This is a genomic window from Bacillus sp. B-jedd, from assembly GCF_000821085.1.
In the GTDB taxonomy this organism is placed as follows: Bacteria; Bacillota; Bacilli; order Bacillales; family Cytobacillaceae; genus Bacillus_D.
Genome location: NZ_CCXR01000001.1, coordinates 2119486 through 2139334 on the forward strand (window position 1 = coordinate 2119486; position 19849 = coordinate 2139334).

At 44.4% G+C, this 19849-nt stretch carries 19 protein-coding genes and 1 tRNA gene; 12 read left to right on the top strand and 8 right to left on the bottom strand.

Annotation, left to right across the window (positions count from 1 at the left end; translation table 11 throughout):
- The first annotated feature begins 7 nt into the window (after window positions 1-7).
- On the top strand, window positions 8-1096 hold the full coding sequence (locus BN1002_RS10400) for a metallophosphoesterase (protein ID WP_048824967.1): 1089 nt from the start codon (window positions 8-10) through the stop codon (window positions 1094-1096).
- Between the two features lie 72 nt (window positions 1097-1168).
- On the opposite strand, the gene BN1002_RS23710 is transcribed toward BN1002_RS10400, so the two are convergent.
- The 4 genes from BN1002_RS23710 to BN1002_RS24055 form a co-directional block, all read right to left on the bottom strand.
- The gene (locus BN1002_RS23710; RefSeq protein ID WP_156129711.1) at window positions 1169-1327 is read right to left on the bottom strand and encodes a hypothetical protein; all 159 of its coding nucleotides are present in this window, start codon (window positions 1325-1327) and stop codon (window positions 1169-1171) included.
- Between the two features lie 62 nt (window positions 1328-1389).
- A complete protein-coding gene (locus tag BN1002_RS10405) occupies window positions 1390-1626 on the bottom strand; it encodes a transcriptional regulator SplA domain-containing protein (protein ID WP_048824968.1) in 237 nt (78 codons plus the stop codon).
- A gap of 226 nt (window positions 1627-1852) precedes the next feature.
- A tRNA-Arg gene (locus BN1002_RS10410) sits at window positions 1853-1926 on the bottom strand.
- A gap of 850 nt (window positions 1927-2776) precedes the next feature.
- Window positions 2777-2917: a hypothetical protein gene (locus BN1002_RS24055; RefSeq protein WP_197072777.1), complete on the bottom strand. Its 141-nt coding sequence runs from the start codon at window positions 2915-2917 to the stop codon at window positions 2777-2779.
- 187 nt (window positions 2918-3104) lie between these two features.
- Here BN1002_RS24055 and BN1002_RS10415 point away from each other — a divergent pair, with 187 nt between their 5' ends.
- Together BN1002_RS10415 and BN1002_RS10425 are read left to right on the top strand one after the other, a co-directional pair.
- Window positions 3105-3989: a YitT family protein gene (locus BN1002_RS10415; protein ID WP_048824969.1), complete on the top strand. Its 885-nt coding sequence runs from the start codon at window positions 3105-3107 to the stop codon at window positions 3987-3989.
- 317 nt (window positions 3990-4306) lie between these two features.
- Window positions 4307-5464: a cation:proton antiporter gene (locus BN1002_RS10425; RefSeq protein ID WP_048824971.1), complete on the top strand. Its 1158-nt coding sequence runs from the start codon at window positions 4307-4309 to the stop codon at window positions 5462-5464.
- Window positions 5465-5565: 101 nt separating this feature from the next.
- Here BN1002_RS10425 and BN1002_RS10430 read toward each other — a convergent pair whose 3' ends face one another.
- The gene (locus BN1002_RS10430; RefSeq protein WP_048824972.1) at window positions 5566-6225 is read right to left on the bottom strand and encodes an FMN-dependent NADH-azoreductase; all 660 of its coding nucleotides are present in this window, start codon (window positions 6223-6225) and stop codon (window positions 5566-5568) included.
- A gap of 226 nt (window positions 6226-6451) precedes the next feature.
- Between BN1002_RS10430 and BN1002_RS10435 the strand changes: the two genes are divergently transcribed.
- Both BN1002_RS10435 and BN1002_RS10440 read left to right on the top strand, forming a co-directional pair.
- Window positions 6452-6649, top strand: coding sequence for a hypothetical protein (locus BN1002_RS10435; protein ID WP_148362761.1), 198 nt, complete (start codon window positions 6452-6454; stop codon window positions 6647-6649).
- 166 nt (window positions 6650-6815) lie between these two features.
- Window positions 6816-8024, top strand: a complete 1209-nt coding sequence (locus BN1002_RS10440) for a serine-tRNA(Ala) deacylase AlaX (RefSeq protein ID WP_048824973.1) — start codon at window positions 6816-6818, stop codon at window positions 8022-8024.
- 180 nt (window positions 8025-8204) lie between these two features.
- Here BN1002_RS10440 and BN1002_RS10445 read toward each other — a convergent pair whose 3' ends face one another.
- Complete coding sequence (locus BN1002_RS10445) at window positions 8205-8990, bottom strand: TIGR00266 family protein (protein WP_048824974.1); 786 nt, start codon at window positions 8988-8990, stop codon at window positions 8205-8207.
- Between the two features lie 172 nt (window positions 8991-9162).
- On the opposite strand from BN1002_RS10445, the gene BN1002_RS10450 reads away from it, so the two are divergent.
- Together BN1002_RS10450 and BN1002_RS24060 are read left to right on the top strand one after the other, a co-directional pair.
- Window positions 9163-9819 (top strand): exonuclease domain-containing protein, encoded by a 657-nt coding sequence (locus BN1002_RS10450; RefSeq protein WP_048824975.1) that lies wholly within the window; start codon window positions 9163-9165, stop codon window positions 9817-9819.
- Window positions 9820-9836: 17 nt separating this feature from the next.
- Entirely contained in the window at window positions 9837-9998 is a 162-nt protein-coding gene (locus BN1002_RS24060) for a hypothetical protein (RefSeq protein WP_048824976.1), read from the top strand.
- A 28-nt stretch (window positions 9999-10026) separates the two neighbouring features.
- Here BN1002_RS24060 and BN1002_RS10460 read toward each other — a convergent pair whose 3' ends face one another.
- Window positions 10027-10206, bottom strand: coding sequence for an H-type small acid-soluble spore protein (locus BN1002_RS10460; protein WP_048824977.1), 180 nt, complete (start codon window positions 10204-10206; stop codon window positions 10027-10029).
- A gap of 616 nt (window positions 10207-10822) precedes the next feature.
- Here BN1002_RS10460 and BN1002_RS10465 point away from each other — a divergent pair.
- The 5 genes from BN1002_RS10465 (at window position 10823) to BN1002_RS10490 (ending at window position 18138) form a co-directional block, all read left to right on the top strand.
- On the top strand, window positions 10823-12076 hold the full coding sequence (locus tag BN1002_RS10465; protein WP_052445633.1) for an MFS transporter: 1254 nt from the start codon (window positions 10823-10825) through the stop codon (window positions 12074-12076).
- Window positions 12077-12113: 37 nt separating this feature from the next.
- Entirely contained in the window at window positions 12114-12350 is a 237-nt protein-coding gene (locus BN1002_RS10470) for a hypothetical protein (RefSeq protein ID WP_048824978.1), read from the top strand.
- Window positions 12351-12480: 130 nt separating this feature from the next.
- Window positions 12481-14427: a lipoteichoic acid synthase gene (locus tag BN1002_RS10475; protein ID WP_048824979.1), complete on the top strand. Its 1947-nt coding sequence runs from the start codon at window positions 12481-12483 to the stop codon at window positions 14425-14427.
- Window positions 14428-14522: 95 nt separating this feature from the next.
- Window positions 14523-16802, top strand: a complete 2280-nt coding sequence (locus BN1002_RS10480; RefSeq protein ID WP_048824980.1) for an ATP-dependent DNA helicase — start codon at window positions 14523-14525, stop codon at window positions 16800-16802.
- 487 nt (window positions 16803-17289) lie between these two features.
- Window positions 17290-18138 (top strand): MBL fold metallo-hydrolase, encoded by an 849-nt coding sequence (locus BN1002_RS10490; protein ID WP_048824982.1) that lies wholly within the window; start codon window positions 17290-17292, stop codon window positions 18136-18138.
- A 43-nt stretch (window positions 18139-18181) separates the two neighbouring features.
- Here BN1002_RS10490 and BN1002_RS10495 read toward each other — a convergent pair whose 3' ends face one another.
- Window positions 18182-19555 (bottom strand): dipeptidase, encoded by a 1374-nt coding sequence (locus tag BN1002_RS10495; protein WP_197072865.1) that lies wholly within the window; start codon window positions 19553-19555, stop codon window positions 18182-18184.
- Window positions 19556-19849: the final 294 nt, after the last annotated feature.

Sequence of the window (19849 nt, forward strand, 5' to 3'; positions counted from 1 at the left end):
TCCAATTATGTCATGGACTTTTGCCGCGGCCATTATGGCTGCTCTTCTCATTTATGCGCTAATTTGCATTTATATTGGCTACAACGGCTGGGCTTGGCTGAGGTTGAACAAGCCGCTTACTAAATATAAAATTCCCTATATCATTCTTATCGTATTCCTGTCCATATCGCTGTTCGCAGGTAGATTCATCCCGATTCCATTCCTCAGCCTGATTGGCGGCTATTGGATGGTGATTGTCGGGTACAGCGTTTTGATTTTGCCCATCATCAACCTTGGCGTTTTCGTTTTGAAAAGAAGAGGCGTTTATTGGATTGGAGTAGGTGTCATCGCATTTTATGCGATTATTTTCGCTGTAGGTACTTTTAATGCATGGAGCCCGGTTGTACGAACTTATGAGGTGAAAATCGATAAGCCCGCCGAAAGGCAAGAGTTAAAAATATTAATGGCCTCGGATTTTCATTTAGGTTCTATTGTGGGCAAAAAGCATTTGAACCGCTTTGTTTCTATTGCAAATAAAGAAAAACCTGATCTCATCCTAATACCTGGCGATTTAATTGATGATTACATAAAACCGTTTTTGAAAAAGGGAATGGGGGGCACCCTGAATAAACTCCACGCTCCGATGGGCGTATATGCCGTTTTGGGCAACCATGATTATTACGGGGGCGACAAGGAGCAGATCGTAAAGGAAATGGAAAAAGCGGGGATAATCGTCCTTCAGGATGAAGTGATTGACGTTGACGGACTCGTCACACTCGCCGGAAGGAAGGATCCAACCGACCATAGCAGATCCGCCCTAGGAAGCTTTATGGCGGACGCAGATCTTTCCAAGCCAGTCATCCTTATGGACCACCAGCCAATCGCATTGGATGAAGCTGAAAAGAATGGCGTAGATTTGCTCGTATCGGGCCATACCCACCGCGGACAAATTGCCCCGGCCCAGTTCATAACGAAAAGGATTTATGAAAACGATTGGGGTTATTTAAAAAAGGGGAAACTGCACTCGGTCGTTTCTTCCGGATTCGGCACTTGGGGGCCGGCACTCAGAATCGGTACAAGATCTGAAGCCGTCATCATCCATGTTAAGTTTAAATGAATTGAGGGGCTGCCATCTGGCAGCCCCATTTACTTTCAAAAGAAAACGCCAACTGAATGGCGTTCGCAAATACTATCGGTTGTTATTTTTTCGGCCTTTTTGTTGGCCATTGTTCTGTTTATCGCCAGTCACAGTATCGACCACATTTTCAATTGCCTGTCCAATTTTGTCCATCATGCCACCGTTATTGTCACGGTTGTTGTTATCCTGGCGGTTGTTCCTGTTTTCCATACAATCACCTCCCATAATAGGATTAGTAGAAGAAGGAAAAAATATTCGGCAGGATAGCTATTTTAGCTATAATGCTCGTTAAAAGCCTGTTCCGCGGCTTCCTCAGTAGCAAAGAGCGCATCGCTGTCTTCGATGACATGGAAGGTTTCATTCAGAAACAAAGCGAGGGCGTTCGGATCTTTAGGGTGGCTGACTATTTCCGCAGGGCGGATATTGGCAACAGTAGGGGTATGGGGGTTATTGTAAATGACATAAACTTCATCGCCGGCTTTTATATCTTTCGGATCAATGGTTTCCATGACTAACCTCCTCAAATAGTATAGGGATATTGTTTGTTTGGAGGCAGAAGGTTATTCGGCTTGGGTCGCATCCACTTTTTTGATATACCTGCATTACTCGCAGAGGGAGCAGAAATTCTTGGTCCACAAGCCAAATTTAAAGAAGGAAAGCTTTAGACGGTGAAGCTAATCAGCTATTGAATTCCGGGCAAATAAAAAAACCCTTGAAATACAAGGGTTTTTTGAGCGTCCCAGAAAGGATTCGAACCTCCGACCTACAGTTTAGGAAACTGTTGCTCTATCCTACTGAGCTACTGGGACATATTTAATTAAAGAAGCACTTTTGTTATGGCACAAAAATTATTATAGCTCTTTGATAGTAATTCGTCAAATGTATTTTGCAAAAAAATTAATCTTCTATTGATATTAATTTAAAGGATGCCCAGAGATGGTGAGACAGTTGCAATTTGGCTGGAAAGTATATCTTTAGAACCCGAAGGACAATTTGGCCACCTATGTTCGGGCTCTAAGTCGCCCTTTAGTGACCGAAGAAGCATTCAGCCACTGCTGTTCGGGCACTAAGTCGGCCTTTAGTGACCGAAGAAGCACTCGGCCATCACTTTTCGGGCTTTAAGTCGCCCTTTAGTGACCGAAGAAGCATTCAGCCACTGCTGTTCGGGCACTAAGTTGGCCTTTAGTGACCGAAGAAGCACTCGGCCGCCGCTGTTCGGGCTCTAAGTCGCCCTTTAGTGACCGAAGAAGCATTCGGCCTCTGCTGTTCGGGCACTAAGTCGGCCTTTAGTGACCGAAGAAACACTCGGCACTGTTCCGGCTCTAAGTCGCCCTTTAGTGACCTAAGAAGCATTCAGCCACTGCTGTTCGGGCACTAAGTTGGCCTTTAGTGACCGAAGAAGCATTCAGCCACTGCTGTTCGGGCACTAAGTCGCCCTTTAGTGACCGAAGGACCATTCAGCCAACGCTGTTCGAGCTCTAAGTCAGCCTTTAGTGACCGGATGAACAATTGCCCAGCGTCGCTAAGGATCTAAGCCATCATTTTTAGCCCAATAGCCAGGCAACTCTTGCAGATCTCATGAATAATAAAAGTCGCCTTAACAACGGCTAGGGTAAAGTAAAAAGGGGAGGCGCCGCAAAGGCTGGCCTCCCAAATAAATCAAAAATAACTTTTGTAAACTTCTGTGTTTTGTCCGCAGATTGAACAGTGATATTCGATTTCCAGTGAGTCTTCGAGGGCAAGATGCTCTGTTTCCTTTTGGCAGTTTTCGCAATACCTGATTTCTTTTTTGTTTTCCATGCTCCCGCCTCCTTTAAAAGTACCCATTACTGTTATCACCTATTTCCACTAGAATAAACCATCTATTTTCGATTTTCCAGCCGTCTGCCCTATAGCCCAAAAAACTTTGCCGAATCTAGGCATTTGCCCGGGTAGGACAGGCAAGGTTACGGTATAATGGAGATATGCAAAGAAAGGAGGTCAATGGATGACAGATTTGGTACAAATGAAACCAGCACATAGACGCCTGACCAGGGTCCAGGTTCTTGGGAGGGCTATTGGAATATTTATCGGGGCTGTTCTGACAGCGGTCGGGCTGGAAATATTTCTTGTCCCGAATAACGTTATTGACGGCGGTATTGTCGGCGTCTCCATCATGCTTTCCCACGTTACAGGCAAGAGCCTCGGTTTGTTTATTTTTATCCTCAACATTCCATTCTTTTACCTAGGGTATAAACAGATGGGCAAAACTTTTGCCATTTCCACTATTTTCGGAATCGCCGCTCTGTCAGTGTTCACGGCACTTTTCCATCCAGTTCCTGCTTTTACAGATGATATTCTGCTCGCTTCTGTGTTTGGAGGCATGGTGCTGGGTATAGGTGTGGGCCTTGTCATCCGCTATGGGGGAGCCCTCGACGGGACAGAGATTCTCGCGATCTTGATAACTAGAAAAACCCCTTTTTCCGTAGGGGAAATTATTATGTTCTTTAACATCTTTATTCTCGGCGCTGCTGGATTCGTATTCAGCTGGGACCGTGCGATGTACTCAATCCTTGCTTACGTCATTGCCTTCAAGACGATTGACGTTGTGGTCGAAGGCCTTGAAGAATCCAAATCAGCCTGGATTATCAGCGACCATTACCAGGAAATCGGCGATGCCATCCTTCACCGCCTCGGCCGCGGGGTGACTTATCTTGATGGTGAAGGCGCGTTTTCAGGGGATAATAAAAAGGTCATATTCTGTGTCATTACACGGCTTGAGGAAGCGAAATTAAAAGATATCGTCCAAGGGTTTGACAATACTGCCTTCCTTGCGCTTGGTGATATCTCAGAAGTGCGCGGGGGACGTTTTAAAAAGAAAGATATCCATTGAATAAAGGTCCTTTGAAGGGCCTTTTTTATTGTATAGGAAACTATAAAATATTACTGTGTGTATAACTTGAGACAAGTTATTTGAATCCAGCTCCAGCGCCTAGCCCCTCGAGGTCATAAGCCATATCCCTCCGGAGGGCAGGCCCGTCCTCCGGGCTCCGTCTTATGCTGGTCGGGGCTGACCAAGGCGCTTGCGCATTTTGTTCTTTAGCCCCAAATTGCCAATCATTCCCGGCATAAAGGCTTGCTGGATTTCGCATGATGGAAGTTTTATCCGGGTACATAGGAATGAGACGTTTTTTGCAAAGGTGGTTTTCGATGAACTTAACACTTGCATTCGGCCTGTTCCTATTAGTTTTATTCAGTGTCGGGGTTATTGGCCTGAAAATGTTAAAAATACCGGATATCCTGCTGTTTATCCTTCTGGGTATCTGCATATCGCCATTATTCGATGAAACGAAAGTAATTGGCACTGCCGGTGAAATAGGTCTAGTCCTCTTGTTTTTTCTCCTCGGGATGAAGTTTCCACTTAAAAAGCTCGGCTCCAGCAGCAGGAAGGTCTGGAAAGCCGGGGTTCTCGATGCGGTTCTGGGGATTGGCATTACTGCCTGGATTTCAATATTTTTTGGTCTTGATTGGGTGCAGGGACTATTAGTGGGAGGAATAGTCTATGCGACTTCTTCCTCCATTACTGCAAAGCTGATTGAGGATAAAAACCGTTCTGAGCACAATGAATCAGAATTTATTCTCCTCATTCTTATTTTTGAAGATCTAATAGCGCCGATCCTTCTGACCCTTTTGATTGGTTTGCATGGAAAAGGCTTTACACCACTTGATTTTTTGCTTATCTTTGTCAAAATTACTTTCTTAGCCGGAATGGCGATATTCTTTAGCAAGTTTCTCTTTAAAAAGCTTGAGCATCGTTTTGCAAAAATTGCGCATGATGATTCGTTTATTGTTCTGATTGCCGGCATCGCTTTAACCTATAGTGGGTTCGCTATCCTCCTTGGCCTATCCGAAGTGATAGGGGCTTTCTTAGCCGGACTAATGGTCGCGGATGTTAAGGTTAAAGATAAAATTTTCAAGGTTACATTGCCGGTCAGGAATATCTTTTTGCCTTTTTTCTTCCTCGATTTCGGGATGAACATCGAACTTACTTCAGATATCCCATATTTGCCATTGCTTGTTGTACTGATTATTTGGTCAGTCATTCATAAAATTGCAGTCGGCTTCTTCGGAGGGCGTTGGTACGGACTATCAAAACGGGAATCATTGAGGGCGGGCCTTTCGCTCACACAACGAGGGGAATTTTCTGTTATCATGGCCGGGATTGCAGTTGGTCCATTAAAAATTTTTGCTGGTATCTACATCCTGGTAATCGCAATAATCGGTACGATCATGTTTCAGCTTGCTCCTAGGCTGAACAAGATGATTTTTGCAAAACTGGCGGAAAAGTCGGAGTGCAGTAATAAGTGAAAATCGTTTCGGGATTTACGTAAAAGTGAAGTGGCAGGCTTCGAAACAATAAATTGGAAATAGAAAAACCGGCCTCCAATTTGGATGGAGACCGGTTTTTTTTATACTTCAACAGATTCTTGAGCCATTTCCTTAGCTGCTGCGATGGCTTTGACTTTGGCCTCAGCTACAATTTCAGGAACTTTTTGTGGGAAGGCATCAAGGCCTTCGGCGATCACAGAATCAAGCACCTCGATGCCGAGGAAGCGGAGAGCAATCTTTAAATAACGATCACCGGATTCAAAATCCTCCATTGGCATTCCGGTATAAAGGCCGCCTCTCGTCTGGATATGAATAGCGATTTTGCCAGCCAGCAGCCCTTTAGGACCATTCGCGGTATGGACGAAGGTTTTGCCGGTGACAAAAAGGTTATCGAGGAAGGTTTTTAATACCGCGGGAGAGCTTAGATTCCATAACGGCGAAACAAATACATAATAATCATATTCAATAAACTCATCTGCAAGCTGATGCATCTTCAGAATTTTGGTTTTTTCCTGCTCTGTCAGATCGTCAAATGATTTTCCGTAGCCGGCCAGTTTGCCGCGCGCCGATATCAGGTCGGCATCCATCCGGGCCATGTCGAAATCAAAAAGGTCAATTTTGCGGATTTCAGTATCCGGCCGGGCTTCCAGGAAGGACTGAAGAAAAGCGTCGCCAATTTGCATTCCTTTCGATTTTGTAGGACCCTTAGGGTTCGCGGAAATGTAAAGTAGTTTTGCCATGATCAACCACCCAATCTATTCTTATTTTCTACTTTTAATTATAACGGGAACTACTTGCTCAATGATGAGCAAATAATGAAAATTGCGTGACCTAATGGTTGGAAAATTCTTTATCTTTCTTGATGATAAACTGTATAATATATAATAAAAAGCTTTTCTCAAAGGATTCATGCACCTGTGCTTAAAAATAGAATGTCAAAACCACGAATTCCTAAGGGGTGATAACATGCTGATCTGGGTAATTTTAATATTTTCGGCTGTTCTAATCGGAGTGGGTTTCCTTGCTGACTGGTGGTATAAAAAGAACGGAATAAACGTGACAGATCCAAGGGAAAATGAAGCGCATGTGAGTGGAATGGAAAGGACCTACGTCGAGTCACACATGAATCAGATGAGGGACGATCTAAATAACCACGGTATGTAATAGAACCCCCGGTCTCCGGGGGTTTTGCATTGCAAGAAACAGCATTTTTAAACGCCAAATGTGATATTCTCCTGATCCGGCTGTTTTATATAAGAAAAACGCGAACATTTTTGTTATGATAAATTCATTCATGATAATAAGAATCTACATAAAAGGCGGAATTGCAATGGCGGAAAAAATATATTATCAAGATCCATATCAGAACACTTTTACTGCCCGGCTTGTAAGGCAGGGGCAGGAGGAAGAGGGGAACTGCTATATCGTTTTGAGCGAAACAGCCTTTTACCCGACAGGCGGCGGACAGCCCCATGATACAGGCTCTTTAAACGGAGTAAACGTTGTCGGAGTGGAAGAGGTAGATGGAGAAATCCGCCATTACCCGGAATCGAAATTGGAACTCCCGGATGATTCCGAAGTGACTGGTGTACTTGACTGGGATAGGAGATTTGACCATATGCAGCAGCATAGCGGGCAGCATATCCTTTCGGCCGCCTTCGAGCAGCTTTTCGGTTACAAAACGGTCGGCTTTCATCTTGGCAGAGAAGAATCGACAATTGATTTAGATACTACATCACTCGACGACAGTCACATGGAGGAAGCTGAAAGGTTGGCTAATCAAATTGTCCTCGAAAACCGTCCGATCGAAACGAGGTGGGTGACGAATGAGGAAGCACAACGGCTCCCATTGCGAAAGCAGTTGTCTGTCACTGAGAATATTCGTTTAGTTATTATTCCGGATTTCGACTATAACGGCTGCGGGGGAACCCATCCATCATCAACCGGCCAGGTCGGGTTGATAAAAGTGCTCGGAGCGGAAAAAGAGAAGAAAAAGACACGTATTACCTTTACCGCAGGGGCAAGGTCATTTGATCAGTTTTCCAGAAAACAGCGCATTCTTTCAAAACTATCCCCGCTCCTGAACGCACCACAGGAAGGAATGGAAAAGGCCGTGCTGCATCTTTTGACAAGTAAGGCGCAGCTCGAAAAGCAGCTTGAAGAAGCGAAAGACCAATTAATTGGCTACGAAGCAAAGGCATTGTTTAAAAACTCAATGGCGGAAGGTCAAACAGTGTCAGCTGTTTTTCAGGAAAGGTCAATGCAGGAGTTGCAAAAGCTCGCCCGGTTGGTAGTGACAGAAGCACCCGAGTGCAAAGTAGTCTTTGTATCTGAGAATGGAGGCAAACTCCAAATTGTTTGCGCGAAAGGCGAGGTTGCGGAAGGGAATATGAAGGATTTGATCAATCATTTTCTTCCATCCATAAATGGCAGGGGAGGCGGAAACCTCCAATTCGCCCAAGGCGGCGGTGACGCCATTGTTGCCGGCGGCCAGTTGCTAGAGGACATGCTCGCATACTTGCAAAACAAAAATGAATAGAAAAAGGCGCCTGTCAATTGACAGGCGCCTTTTTGCGTATTGAGGCGGAGAACCATGCGCCACATTCGCATGTTCCAGATGGAATGTTCCCCGGCTTACACAATTCAGCTCATCGCTCAATTACTATACCATGAAGCAAGATACAACACAAGAAGAATTTTTCACTAAAAACTATTTTGATTAGCGGCCATCCAATAAATTGAAGAGCCCTTTTGCAATGCTACCTTCATCCTTGGATCCGCCAGTTTGAGGCATCGCCGCAAAGACTTTGCTGGCAAGACGGCTGAAAGGCAGTGACTGCACCCAAACAGAACCCGGGCCTCTCAGAGTCGCGAAAAACAGGCCTTCTCCGCCGAACAAGGCGGTTTTGACTCCCTTAACAAATTCGATGTTATAGTCGACGCCAGCTGTCATGGCAACAAGGCAGCCTGTATCCACGCGGAGTACTTCACCAGGTTGGAGGTCTTTTCTATGTATAGTGCCACCAGCATGGATGAACGCCATGCCATCTCCTTCAAGCTTTTGCATAATGAAGCCTTCTCCTCCAAAAAAGCCTGTCCCAATCCGGCGTTGGAACTCTATGCCGATCGAAACACCCTGGGCAGCAGCAAGGAAAGCATCCTTCTGGCAAATGATCCTTCCTCCTAGCTCACTTAAATCCATCGGGATGATTTTGCCAGGATAAGGGGAGGCGAAGGAAACATGGCGCTTGCCTGTCCCTACATTCGTAAATGTTGTCATAAACAGGCTTTCCCCAGTCAAAATCCGCTTGCCGGCTGAAAAAAGTTTACCCATTAACCCGCCGTCGGAATTTCCGTCTCCGAAGATGGTTTCCATGGAAATGCCATCTTCCATCATCATTAACCCGCCGGCTTCCGCGATGACGGTTTCCCGGGGATCTAGTTCCACTTCTACAAACTGCATGTCATCCCCGTAAATTTTGTAATCAATTTCATGGTTATTCATTCGAGGCTTCCTCCTTAAACTATTTCTTGTTTTAAAGTATAATCGAAAAGAATCGAAAGCGCTTCTTAAATTAACAGATTTAGAAGAAATATCGCAATGCGTCGATGTTGATTAAGGGTATAGGTACATATGTTTTATATTTCCGAAGATATATATCCAGGAGGGTAATTAAATGTCTGAAAGACTGAAAACCGGATTGCTGGCAGATACTGAGACGACAGGTTTAAAACCAGGATCGGATGAAATTATTGAACTTGGTCTGATTTTATTTTCTTATGATGAAGAGACAGGTGAAATTGTTGATACACTGGAAGAAGCCGAGTTTTTAAGAGAGCCGCTTTCAGCATCAGCCGTCCGGAATTATCCGGGAGCGCAAAGAGTGCATGGGATTCCATTCGACTCTGTTGCAGGAAAAATTTTCGATGATGAGAAAATAAAAAAGCTATTCGGCTACTCGGACACGATTCTTGCACATAATGCTTCTTTCGACAGAAGCTTTCTCTATCATATGTATCCTGAAGTAAATGATTTAAAATGGTATTGTACGATGCGGAATGTCCCTTGGAAGAAATACGGTTTTCAAAGCGGGAGCCTTCTATCACTTTTAAGGGCACATGGCATTTCGGGCAGCCAGCAGCACCGCGCCCTCGATGATATCATGCAGCTGATGGCACTTTTAAAGCAAACAAATTATGAAGGTTATCCATATTTAAGGGAAATATTGCAAAAAAGGCCAATGAAAAAATATGAACCTTCAGCCAGAAAAACGGGTTACAGAAACTGGCAAGCAAATAAAGCACTGAAAAGTTATCCCTTTGAGCAAAATTAAAGCAAGGAGGGATTGTGATGCCAAGAGGAAAGGAATTGGAACAGCTTCCAATGTCAAATATTGCTCCCAGTGCTGGATTGGATCTCGGCCCGCATAATAGAAGCGAGCTTACAGGACTCACAGGGAGCGAGCAGCCGCATCCATCATCTATTAAGAGCGGAAATAAAGACAAAAAGTAAAAAAAGCCCTGACAGTCAGGGCTTTTTCCTATTGTTCCTTCAGTTCCTTAATATCGATGACCGTTCTTTCCTCAAGCGGCCCCCTTAAATGGACGGTCGCCATTTGGCCATCCTGGTGAAGTTCATCAATCCAAACTGAAGTCCCATTATAAGTCACTTCAATATCTGCGGATGAAGAAAGGATCTGTCTGACACGATTAGCCTCCATTAAAAATCCTCCTTTTCAATAACATCCTAGTTATTTTTCTCCCCGTGAAAAAATAATATCCAATAGAAATGTTTCCTACCGAGAATAGAAAGGGCTATTTTCAAAAAAATATACCTTCAAATAAAGGACTAAATAACTAACTTCCTATATCCTAATACCTAATTCCTTCTATTATATATACAAAAATGAATGCGCTGTCATATTGATAAAAATGTAATAAAAATTTCTATTATATATATTGCAGCTGCAGATTACGTTGTTTATGATAACAAAGGAAGTTTTTAATATATGCTCTTTAATCCTTGATTGTTGATTTCCACTCCGGGGACATGCTTTCCGCGGGGCGGACCGTGGAGCCTCCTCGGCGTCCTAGACGCCTGTGGGGTCTCCACGTGCCGCTTCATCCCGCCGGAGTCAGTCCCCTCTGTTCCAATCAACTCCAGGGACATGCTTTCCGCGGGGCGGACCGTGGAGCCTCCTCGGCGTCCTAGACGCCTGTGGGGTCTCCACGTGCCGCTTCATCCCGCCGGAGTCAGTCCCCTCTGTTCCAATCAACTTTATTGAAAATCAGCACTCACCTTTAACGAGCCTTAATATTAGGAAAGAAGATGAACAAGTGAATCCTAATCATCGGCCAGAGATTGTCCAGCTTAATGAAAAATATAGTATAAAAAGCGGGATTGCCTCGACTGTCGTCCTTAACCTTACCAACAATTATTATTCACTTTTTGCCATCAGTGTTCTCGGGGCAACCAATTACCAGGTAGGGCTAATCAGTTCACTCCCTCAATTTATTGGAATGTTTGCCATGTTTATTTGCTCAATTTTGATGGGAAGGCTAAGTGAAAAGAAAAAGTTCACTGCTTATTCAGTCTTATTTACAAGATTTTTTCTGCTGCTTATGTTTTTTGTTATTTATGTACCGGAAGGTTACCAAAGCTGGGTCTTTGTCATTCTTGTAGGATTGATGAACTTTCCGGGGTCTTTCGCGATAATGAGCTGGCAGTCTTTTATAGGAGATATCATACCTGACCATAGGAGAAATGGTTTCTTTAGTGAAAGGAACAAATTATTAACAATAGTGGGGATGATTGCGACGCTCACGATTGGATTAGGGCTTCGGTTTTTTGATATAGCCAATCCTCTTCCATATCAGCTCCTTTTCCTTTTTGCTTTTTTGTTTGGGGCAATCGAGGTATACTATATATTCAAACACAGGGAAAGACCGGGAATTAAAAAAGAGAAATCTGTACGCTACAAAATCCGTTTTTCTTCATACACTAACAAGCCGTATTTATTTTTCCTTATATCCGGCCTTTACTTTAATTTCGGCTGGCAAATGGCCTGGCCGCTGTTTAGTATCTACCAAATTTCTTATGCTCATGCGAATGGTTTCTGGATTTCACTTTTTACTGTCGCCAACCAGGTTGCGCAAATCGCGAGTTTCACCTGGTGGGGGAGAATGGCCGATAAGCATGGCAATACAAAAATGATGATTCTTGTCGCACTCGGTATGGCGATTGCACCGGTGACGATGATCCTATCAACCAATTTGATTTATTTGACAATAGCAAACGGCCTTTCCGGATTTTTTGTTTCCGGAACCGTTCTCGTCCTTTTTAACCAGCTATTGGATGTAACAAAAGAGGAAACAAGGACAGCCTATATTGCCAATTATAATGTCCTATTGGCGATTATTGGTTTTATTGCCCCTCAATTTGGGGTATTTCTGTTAGAAGCAAGCAATATAGAAATCTCAATGTCGATTTCCACTGCCGTCAGGGCTACGAGCGCTGTCTTGTTTTTCCTGTTTTATTTATATATGAAAAGAGGCAAATCAGGCACCGCCAACGAGACGGAAGTCAGTTGAACATAAAAAATTTCGTGATAAAAAAGGAGGGATCAAGTTGGGAAAATGCAATATTGACCACTCACTTGAAGATGTTTTTAAAAAATATGAAACCCAAAAGGACTTCTTGCCGTCTAATATACGTGAAGGTTTTATGGCCAGGCTTGGGTCCAGCCGGGATCAGGAAACGTTAAATCAAGTTTTTCATCTGCTAAAAAAATATGATCTTGCAACTGAAGAAGAGAGGGCGGCAAGGGATTGCGAACTTGAAAGCATATTGTTGGAAAAAGTGTAAAAATGCCGTTAATTATGGTAAATATTCGCCATTAATTGGCAAAGTTTATGTTTTAACTTTTTTCCAAACTGTGTTATAGTAATCTAGGTTCGTTTACCTGTCTTTTTCGGTAAGTGAGAGGAGAATCAACATGAAAAAAATAAATCTATCAGGAGACTGGAAGAACAGGCAATATTCATTTTTCTTCCTGGCAGTCATCCTCTTTTGGCTCAAAACGTATTTTGCCTACCAAATCGAATTTAACCTAGGGATTGATAATAACCTGCAGAAATTCCTGCTGTTTATTAATCCGATCAGTTCCGCGCTGCTCTTTTTCGGGGTCGCACTTCTTTTCCGGAAAAAGATCCAGTTCACGCTCATCACGATCACTAACTTTATCCTTTCATTTTTGCTTTATGCAAATATTGTCTATTACAGGTTCTTTAATGACTTCATCACCTTCCCTGTATTAATGCAGACAAAAACAAACGCAGGCCAGCTTGGCGACAGTGCTTTATCGCTCATGTCCGTTACAGACATTTTTTACTTTACGGATACAGTGCTGCTTGTTTTCCTTGCAGTTAAAGCGTATGGAAGGTTTAAAGATACTGGGAGGCGCTCGTTCCGTCTGGCCATGCTGTTCGCGGTAACAGTGTTTCTTTTCAACCTTGGCCTTGCTGAAAAGGACCGCCCACAGCTGCTTAGCCGCTCGTTTGACCGTGCCTATCTTGTGAAATACCTTGGGGTTAACAACTTTACCATTTATGATGCGATTCAAAACATTAAATCTTCAAGTCAGCGTGCTTTGGCTGACAGCAGTGATATAACCGAAATCGAAAACTACAGGAACGCGAACTATTCTGAACCGGATCCGAAATACTTCGGTAAGGCAAAAGGAATGAACGTGGTTTATATTTCTTTAGAATCATTGCAAAGTTTTATCATCGATTACAAGCTCGATGGACAGGAAGTGACTCCGTTCCTGAACTCGCTGGTGAGGGACCAAAATACTTTTTATTTCGGAAATGTATTCCACCAGACAGGGCAGGGGAAAACTTCTGACGCTGAATTCCTGATGGAGAATTCACTTTATCCAATGTCGCAAGGTTCTGTCTTTATCAATAAGGCACAGAATACCTTCCATTCAACTCCTGCTATCCTGAAAGGCCAGGGATACTCATCAGCGGTTTTCCACGGCAACTATAAAACCTTCTGGAACAGGAACGTCATGTACAAGGCATTTGGGTATGACCAGTTTTTCGATGCTGAGTACTACACGATGAAGGATGAAGAAACCAAAAATTATGGCATGAAGGATAAGCCTTTCTTTAAGGAATCCATTCCATTACTTGCTAGTTTAAAACAGCCGTTTTATACGAAATTCATTACGCTGTCCAACCATTTCCCGTTCGAGATGGATGAGGGCGATACTGAGTTCCCTGCCGGAACAACCGGCGATGACGTAGTTGACCATTACTTCCAGTCCGCCAACTATATGGATGAAGCCATTGAACAATTCTTCAATGATCTTAAGGCCAGCGGGCTGTATGATAATACGATGGTTGTCATGTATGGCGACCACTATGGCATTTCCGAGAACCACAATAAGGCGATGAGCCAGGTTATGGGCGAGGAAATTACGCCTTTCGTCAACGCCCAGCTGCAAAGGGTACCTGTTTTCATTCACGTGCCTGGCGTAAAAGCCGGTCAGGTTGATAAATTCGGCGGCCAGATTGATGTGCGCCCAACAGTGCTTCATCTTCTAGGTATAGACTCGAAGGATTTCCTTGAATTCGGATCTGACCTTCTGTCGCCATCGCATGACGAGGTTGTCAGTTTCAGGAATGGCGATTTTGTATCTCCTGAGGTTACACAGGTGAACGAGAAGTGCTATGAAACTCCATCTGGACAATTATTGGAAGACGACGCTCTTTGCACCGAAAAAGCAGAGAGGGTAAAAACCGAACTCGAAATGTCCGATGAAATTGTCCTGAAAGATTTATTAAGATTCTACTCTCCTGATGGATTCAAACCAATCGATCCGAAGGATTATGAGTATATTAAGAAAGATGGCCCTGTGTCTGATACACAGGAATAATATTGAAGGGATGGAGAAAAGAATTTCTCCATCCCTTTTCTTATATTCAATTATGGTATCATAGAGGGAACGTACATTCGGAAAAGGGGATAAGGATGGAAGAATACAAAATTTCCGCTCGTTTACTTGCTGAATATGTTTTCAGGAGCGGCAGCATTGAATTCGGATTCAGAACAGCCGCCTCAATGACTGAAGGGACCAAAGCGCACCAATTTGTCCAAAAACAATACAACGAAGGTGACCAGAAAGAGGTTCCATTACGTTTAAAGATAAACGCCGGGGAAGTTGACTTCTTTTTGGAAGGAAGGTGTGATGGACTTCTTCAGGAAGGCCAGGTTACGATTGTGGATGAAATAAAATCCACATCCGCCAGCCTGGACCAAATCGAAGAGCAATCGTATCCCGTGCACTGGGCACAGGCTAAATGTTATGCCTACATGATATGTGTCCTTAATGAGTTGGAAATGATCGACATCAGGCTGACTTATATTGAAAGAAATACATATAGGACCAAATTTTTCACCTCCACTTTTTCGAAACCGGAATTGGCCGAATTCGTAACAGGCATGCTGGAGATTTATGCCCCTTTTGCAAAAATGGCCCTTCGGCATGATATGCATAAATTAACGAGTGCGAAATGCCTTGAATTTCCTTATGAGAACTTTAGGCCAGGCCAGAAAAAACTTGCCGCATCCGTCTTCCGGACGATCAGGGATGAAGGCGGGAATCTGTTTGTAAATGCTCCGACAGGAATAGGGAAAACCATTTCCACTCTGTTTCCGGCTGTCAAAGCTTTAGGCGAGGGTTATATAAAGAGTGTGTTTTATCTTACCGCAAGGACCACAACAAGAAAAGCCGCGGAGGAAGCTTTATCCCATATGGCAAACTGCGGCCTTCATGTTTCGTCCGTGACTCTAACTGCCAAGGAAAAAATCTGCTTTAATGAACAGGGAGGCTGTTCCGCTGATACTTGTGATTTTGCAAAAGGATATTATGACAGACTTAACGGGGCAATCCTTGATATAAAGAATAACGAAAACCAATTAGGCCGGGAAGTAATAGAAGCTTATGCCAGGAAGCACACTTTGTGCCCCTTTGAATTCTCACTTGACTTGGCTTATCTGGCCGACATTGTGATTTGCGATTACAACTATATTTATGATCCCCGTGTATCATTGAAAAGGCTCCTGGATGAAAAAAAGAAAAACGCAGTCCTTCTGGTAGATGAAGCACATAACCTTCCAGACAGGGCAAGGGAAATGTTTTCTGCATCTATAAACAAAAGAGCTTTCCTGGAGCTTAAGAGGGCATCTAAAAGGGCCAAAACTGGGCTTTCCAAATCGGCGTCCGAGGTAAATAAGTTTTTCATCACAACGAAAAAACAGGCAGCAGGGCAACAGGAATATATTTTTCAAGACTTCCCAGAAAAATTGACCGACGTGTTGAAGGACTTTATTGAACAAGCTGAAGCAGATTTATTATCGAGCCAGGGAGCATCCGAGGAACTGATAGAAACATATTATGCCACCCAGAATTTTTTACGTGCGGCGAATTTGTTTGATGAACGTTTTTTGCTTTATGTCTATTTTGAAAATGGTGACATGTTCATTAAGATTTTTTGCCTGGATCCCGCGGATTTAATCAAGAAAGCAGGCAAGGGCTACCGGGCGAAAGTCTTTTTTTCAGCAACGCTTGTTCCTCATGAGTATTTTACCGAAATGCTTGGTGACGATGGAGAAGGTGAATATGTTTCGATTCCCTCCCCATTCCAAAGCGAGCAAATAGACTTATTTATCAGTCCTACTTCGACAAGATACCGTGACAGGGAATCTGCGTATAGCCGGATAGCGGATACACTAAATGAATTAATTGAAGAACGGCCTGGCAACTATTTTTGTTTCTTTCCTTCCTATGTTTTCATGGAAAGAGTTTTTGAAATGTTCAGACCCGCTGAAAATGTCGAAGTCATCGTTCAGAACCGGCAAATGAGCGAGGAAGAACGCGAATCCTTCCTTGCCAATTTCCAGACGGGAAGAAACCGGAGCCTGGTAGGATTCGCAGTGATGGGGGGCATATTTTCTGAAGGGGTTGACCTTCCGGGCGAGCGGTTGAATGGAGTTGCCATAACAGGAGTCGGTTTGCCGCAGCTTTCTTTTGAAAGGGAAGTATTGAAGCGTTATTATACTTCAGTAGGCAAGCGTGGCTATGATTACGCTTATACCTTTCCTGGAATGATTAAAGTGTTGCAGGCTGGTGGCAGGCTGATTCGTTCGGAGAATGATACTGGAACCATCCTGCTTATCGATGACCGATTCCTTCAAACCAATTACCTTGCCCTTTTTCCCGAGGAATGGAAGGAATTCACAGTCATTTAAAACTTGTTTCTTTTCTGCAAGGCTCATTTATATTTGATTGTTGATTTCCACTCCAGGGACATGCTTTCCGCGGGGCGGACCGTGGAGCCTCCTCGGCGTCATAGACGCCTGTGGGGTCTCCACGTGCCGCTTCATCCCGCCGGAGTCAGTCCCCTCCGTTCCAATCAACTTATTGAATTCACAGTCATTTAAAACTTGTTTCTTTTCTGCAAGGCTCATTTATATTTGATTGTTGATTTCCACTCCAGGGACATGCTTTCCGCGGGGCGGACCGTGGAGCCTCCTCGGCGTCATAGACGCCTGTGGGGTCTCCACGTGCCGCTTCATCCCGCCGGAGTCAGTCCCCTCCGTTCCAATCAACTTCTTGAAAATCAACGCACACCTTAAATTGAGCGTTCTGCAAAAATCGTCCTCCTTTTTAATACTGAATGATAAGGCAGCCTGTAGGGTATAAAGGAAAAGAACGACGTAAATAGGAGGTAGGACGATGGAAAAAAAAGCTGAAAAACGAATCATCCCGATGACTAGCATTGACAGCGGGATTGGTGAACAAGTAACTGATGACCTGTATTACTTTCCCATTCAGATTGTTAATGTTATTTTTTATGGCCGCCCAGGGGAAGGAAATGACTGGGTTCTGATAGATGCAGGCATGCCAAGGTCAGGGGATAATATCATTGAAGAAGCCGAGGAGCGTTATGGCAAAAATAATCCGCCGAAAGCATTAATTCTTACTCACGGTCATTTTGACCACGTCGGAGGAATTACGGAAATAATTGAGAAGTGGAATATGCCTGTATACGCTCACCAGCTCGAACTGCCATTTTTAAAGGGCGAACAGGATTATAAGGAACCCGATCCAACAGTCGAGGGAGGGCTTTTGGCGAAAATTTCACCTTATTATCCGAATGAAGCGATAACCATTGAGGGCCATGTCCAACCATTGCCGCCGGATGGTTCGGTTCCTTATATGGAAGGCTGGAAATGGATTCATACTCCAGGTCATACCCAAGGACATGTGTCTTTGTACCGTGAATCTGATGGTGCGTTAATAGCGGGTGATGCGTTCGTGACGGTCAGGCAGGACTCCCTCTATAAGGTTTTCACTCAGCAACAGGAAATAAGCGGCCCGCCTAGGTATCTTACACCTGATTGGGAAGCCTCCAGAAGATCAGTGGAAAAACTCGAAGCTTTGCATCCATCTATCGCAATTACCGGGCATGGAAGGCCGATGGAAGGGGAAAACCTGCGCGAAAACTTGCGGGTCCTTGTCGAAAAATTCGATGAGATTGCCATTCCCGATTATGGAAAGTTCGTTGATGGAAAGAAGGACTGAAAAACGGAAGAGGCGGCCAATCAGCATGGCCGCCCCTTTATTTTTAAATAACGTTATTTAGCTTGTATAAATACCGGGTAAGGACTTCCAAGCCCTTATCGAAATTCTCCAGATTAAAGTGTTCATTCGGTGCATGGAAATTTTCATCGGCAAGCCCAAAGCCCATCATGACCACAGGGATGGAAAGAATGTCGCTGAAGGCGGCCACGATTGGGATGGATCCACCGCCGCGGATATAAGCAGTCGGCACACCATAAACTTCTTCATAAGCCTGGCCTGCAGCCTGAATGGCAGGGTGGTCGAAAGGTGTGATGAAAGGGGCGCCCTTGTCGAACTGCGAGACGGAAACCGTCACACCAGGGGGAACCACTTTCTTCACATGTTCCTCAAGCATATCTGCAATCTCTTGCGGATCCTGGTCAGGAACGAGACGGCAAGTGATTTTTGCATGAGCTTCAGACGGGATGACGGTCTTGATTCCATCACCCTGAAATCCGCCATAGATGCCATTCACTTCTAATGTCGGTCTGGCCCATAGCCGCTCCAACGCGGTAAAGCCTTCCTCCCCATGGAGATCCGGCACACCAAGCTGTGCTTTCAAGGTTTCCTCACTTTGTCCGAGGCTTGCAAATTCCGCCCGCTCCTCTTCTGTCAGCTGCCTTACCTTATCGTAAAACCCGTCAACTGTAATAACTCCGTTCTTCGCACGCAAAGAAGAAAGGATTTCCACCAGGGCATGGATCGGATTTTGCACTGCGCCGCCGTACAGGCCAGAGTGGAGGTCGCCTGCGGCTCCCTTTACATCGATCTGGATGCCTGCCAAACCACGCAAGCCATATACAATTGCCGGCTTGCCACGTTCAAGGAGGGTTGTATCGGATATAACCAGCACGTCCGCCTTGAGCAGTTCTTTATTATTTTCAACAAAAGAAGGGAGGGTTGGGCTGCCTATCTCCTCTTCTCCTTCAATAATGAACTTAACGTTTACGGGCAGGGTTCCTTGCGTTTCTATGATTGCCTCGATTGCTTTCATATGCATGAAAACCTGGCCTTTATCATCACTTGATCCCCGTGCATAAAGCTTGTTATCCCGTACTTCTGCCTCAAAAGGAGGGCTGTCCCACAACTCAACCGGATCTACGGGCTGTACATCATAATGGCCGTAAAATAAGACTGTCGGTTTGCCTGGTGCTTTAAGCCATTCGGCATATACGAGCGGATGGCCGTTTCCAGTTATGACCTCTACACGGTCCAAGCCGATTTTCTCGAGCATCCTTGCCGCCCAATCTGCTGCTCTGCCCATTTCCTCCTTGTGGGAAGGAAGGGCGGAAATGCTTGGAATGGCAAGGAATTCTTTTAATTCGGTTAACTGCTTTTCCCTGTTATGTAAAAAATATTCGCGAAGCTGTTGATCCATCATGACTCCTCCTTAAAATTGTTCCTCCTATTATTTCTATACCCTAAACAATAATTCCTCTTTTAATTCGATATAGAGCATTATCATAGTCCATCCCTCGTTTACCTTTCAAGAAGGCTTTTTTATCCGTGATTGTTGATTTCCACTCCGGGGACATGCTTTCGCGGGGCGAAGCATCTACCTGTAATTACTTCATGCGAAACATCCATGTTTGGGCTTCGTGCAGCTTTGCGACGAGCTGAAGGTTCGCTTCCCTGAATAGGCTGTGGCGCAGGAGCATTCTTTAGGGAGCCT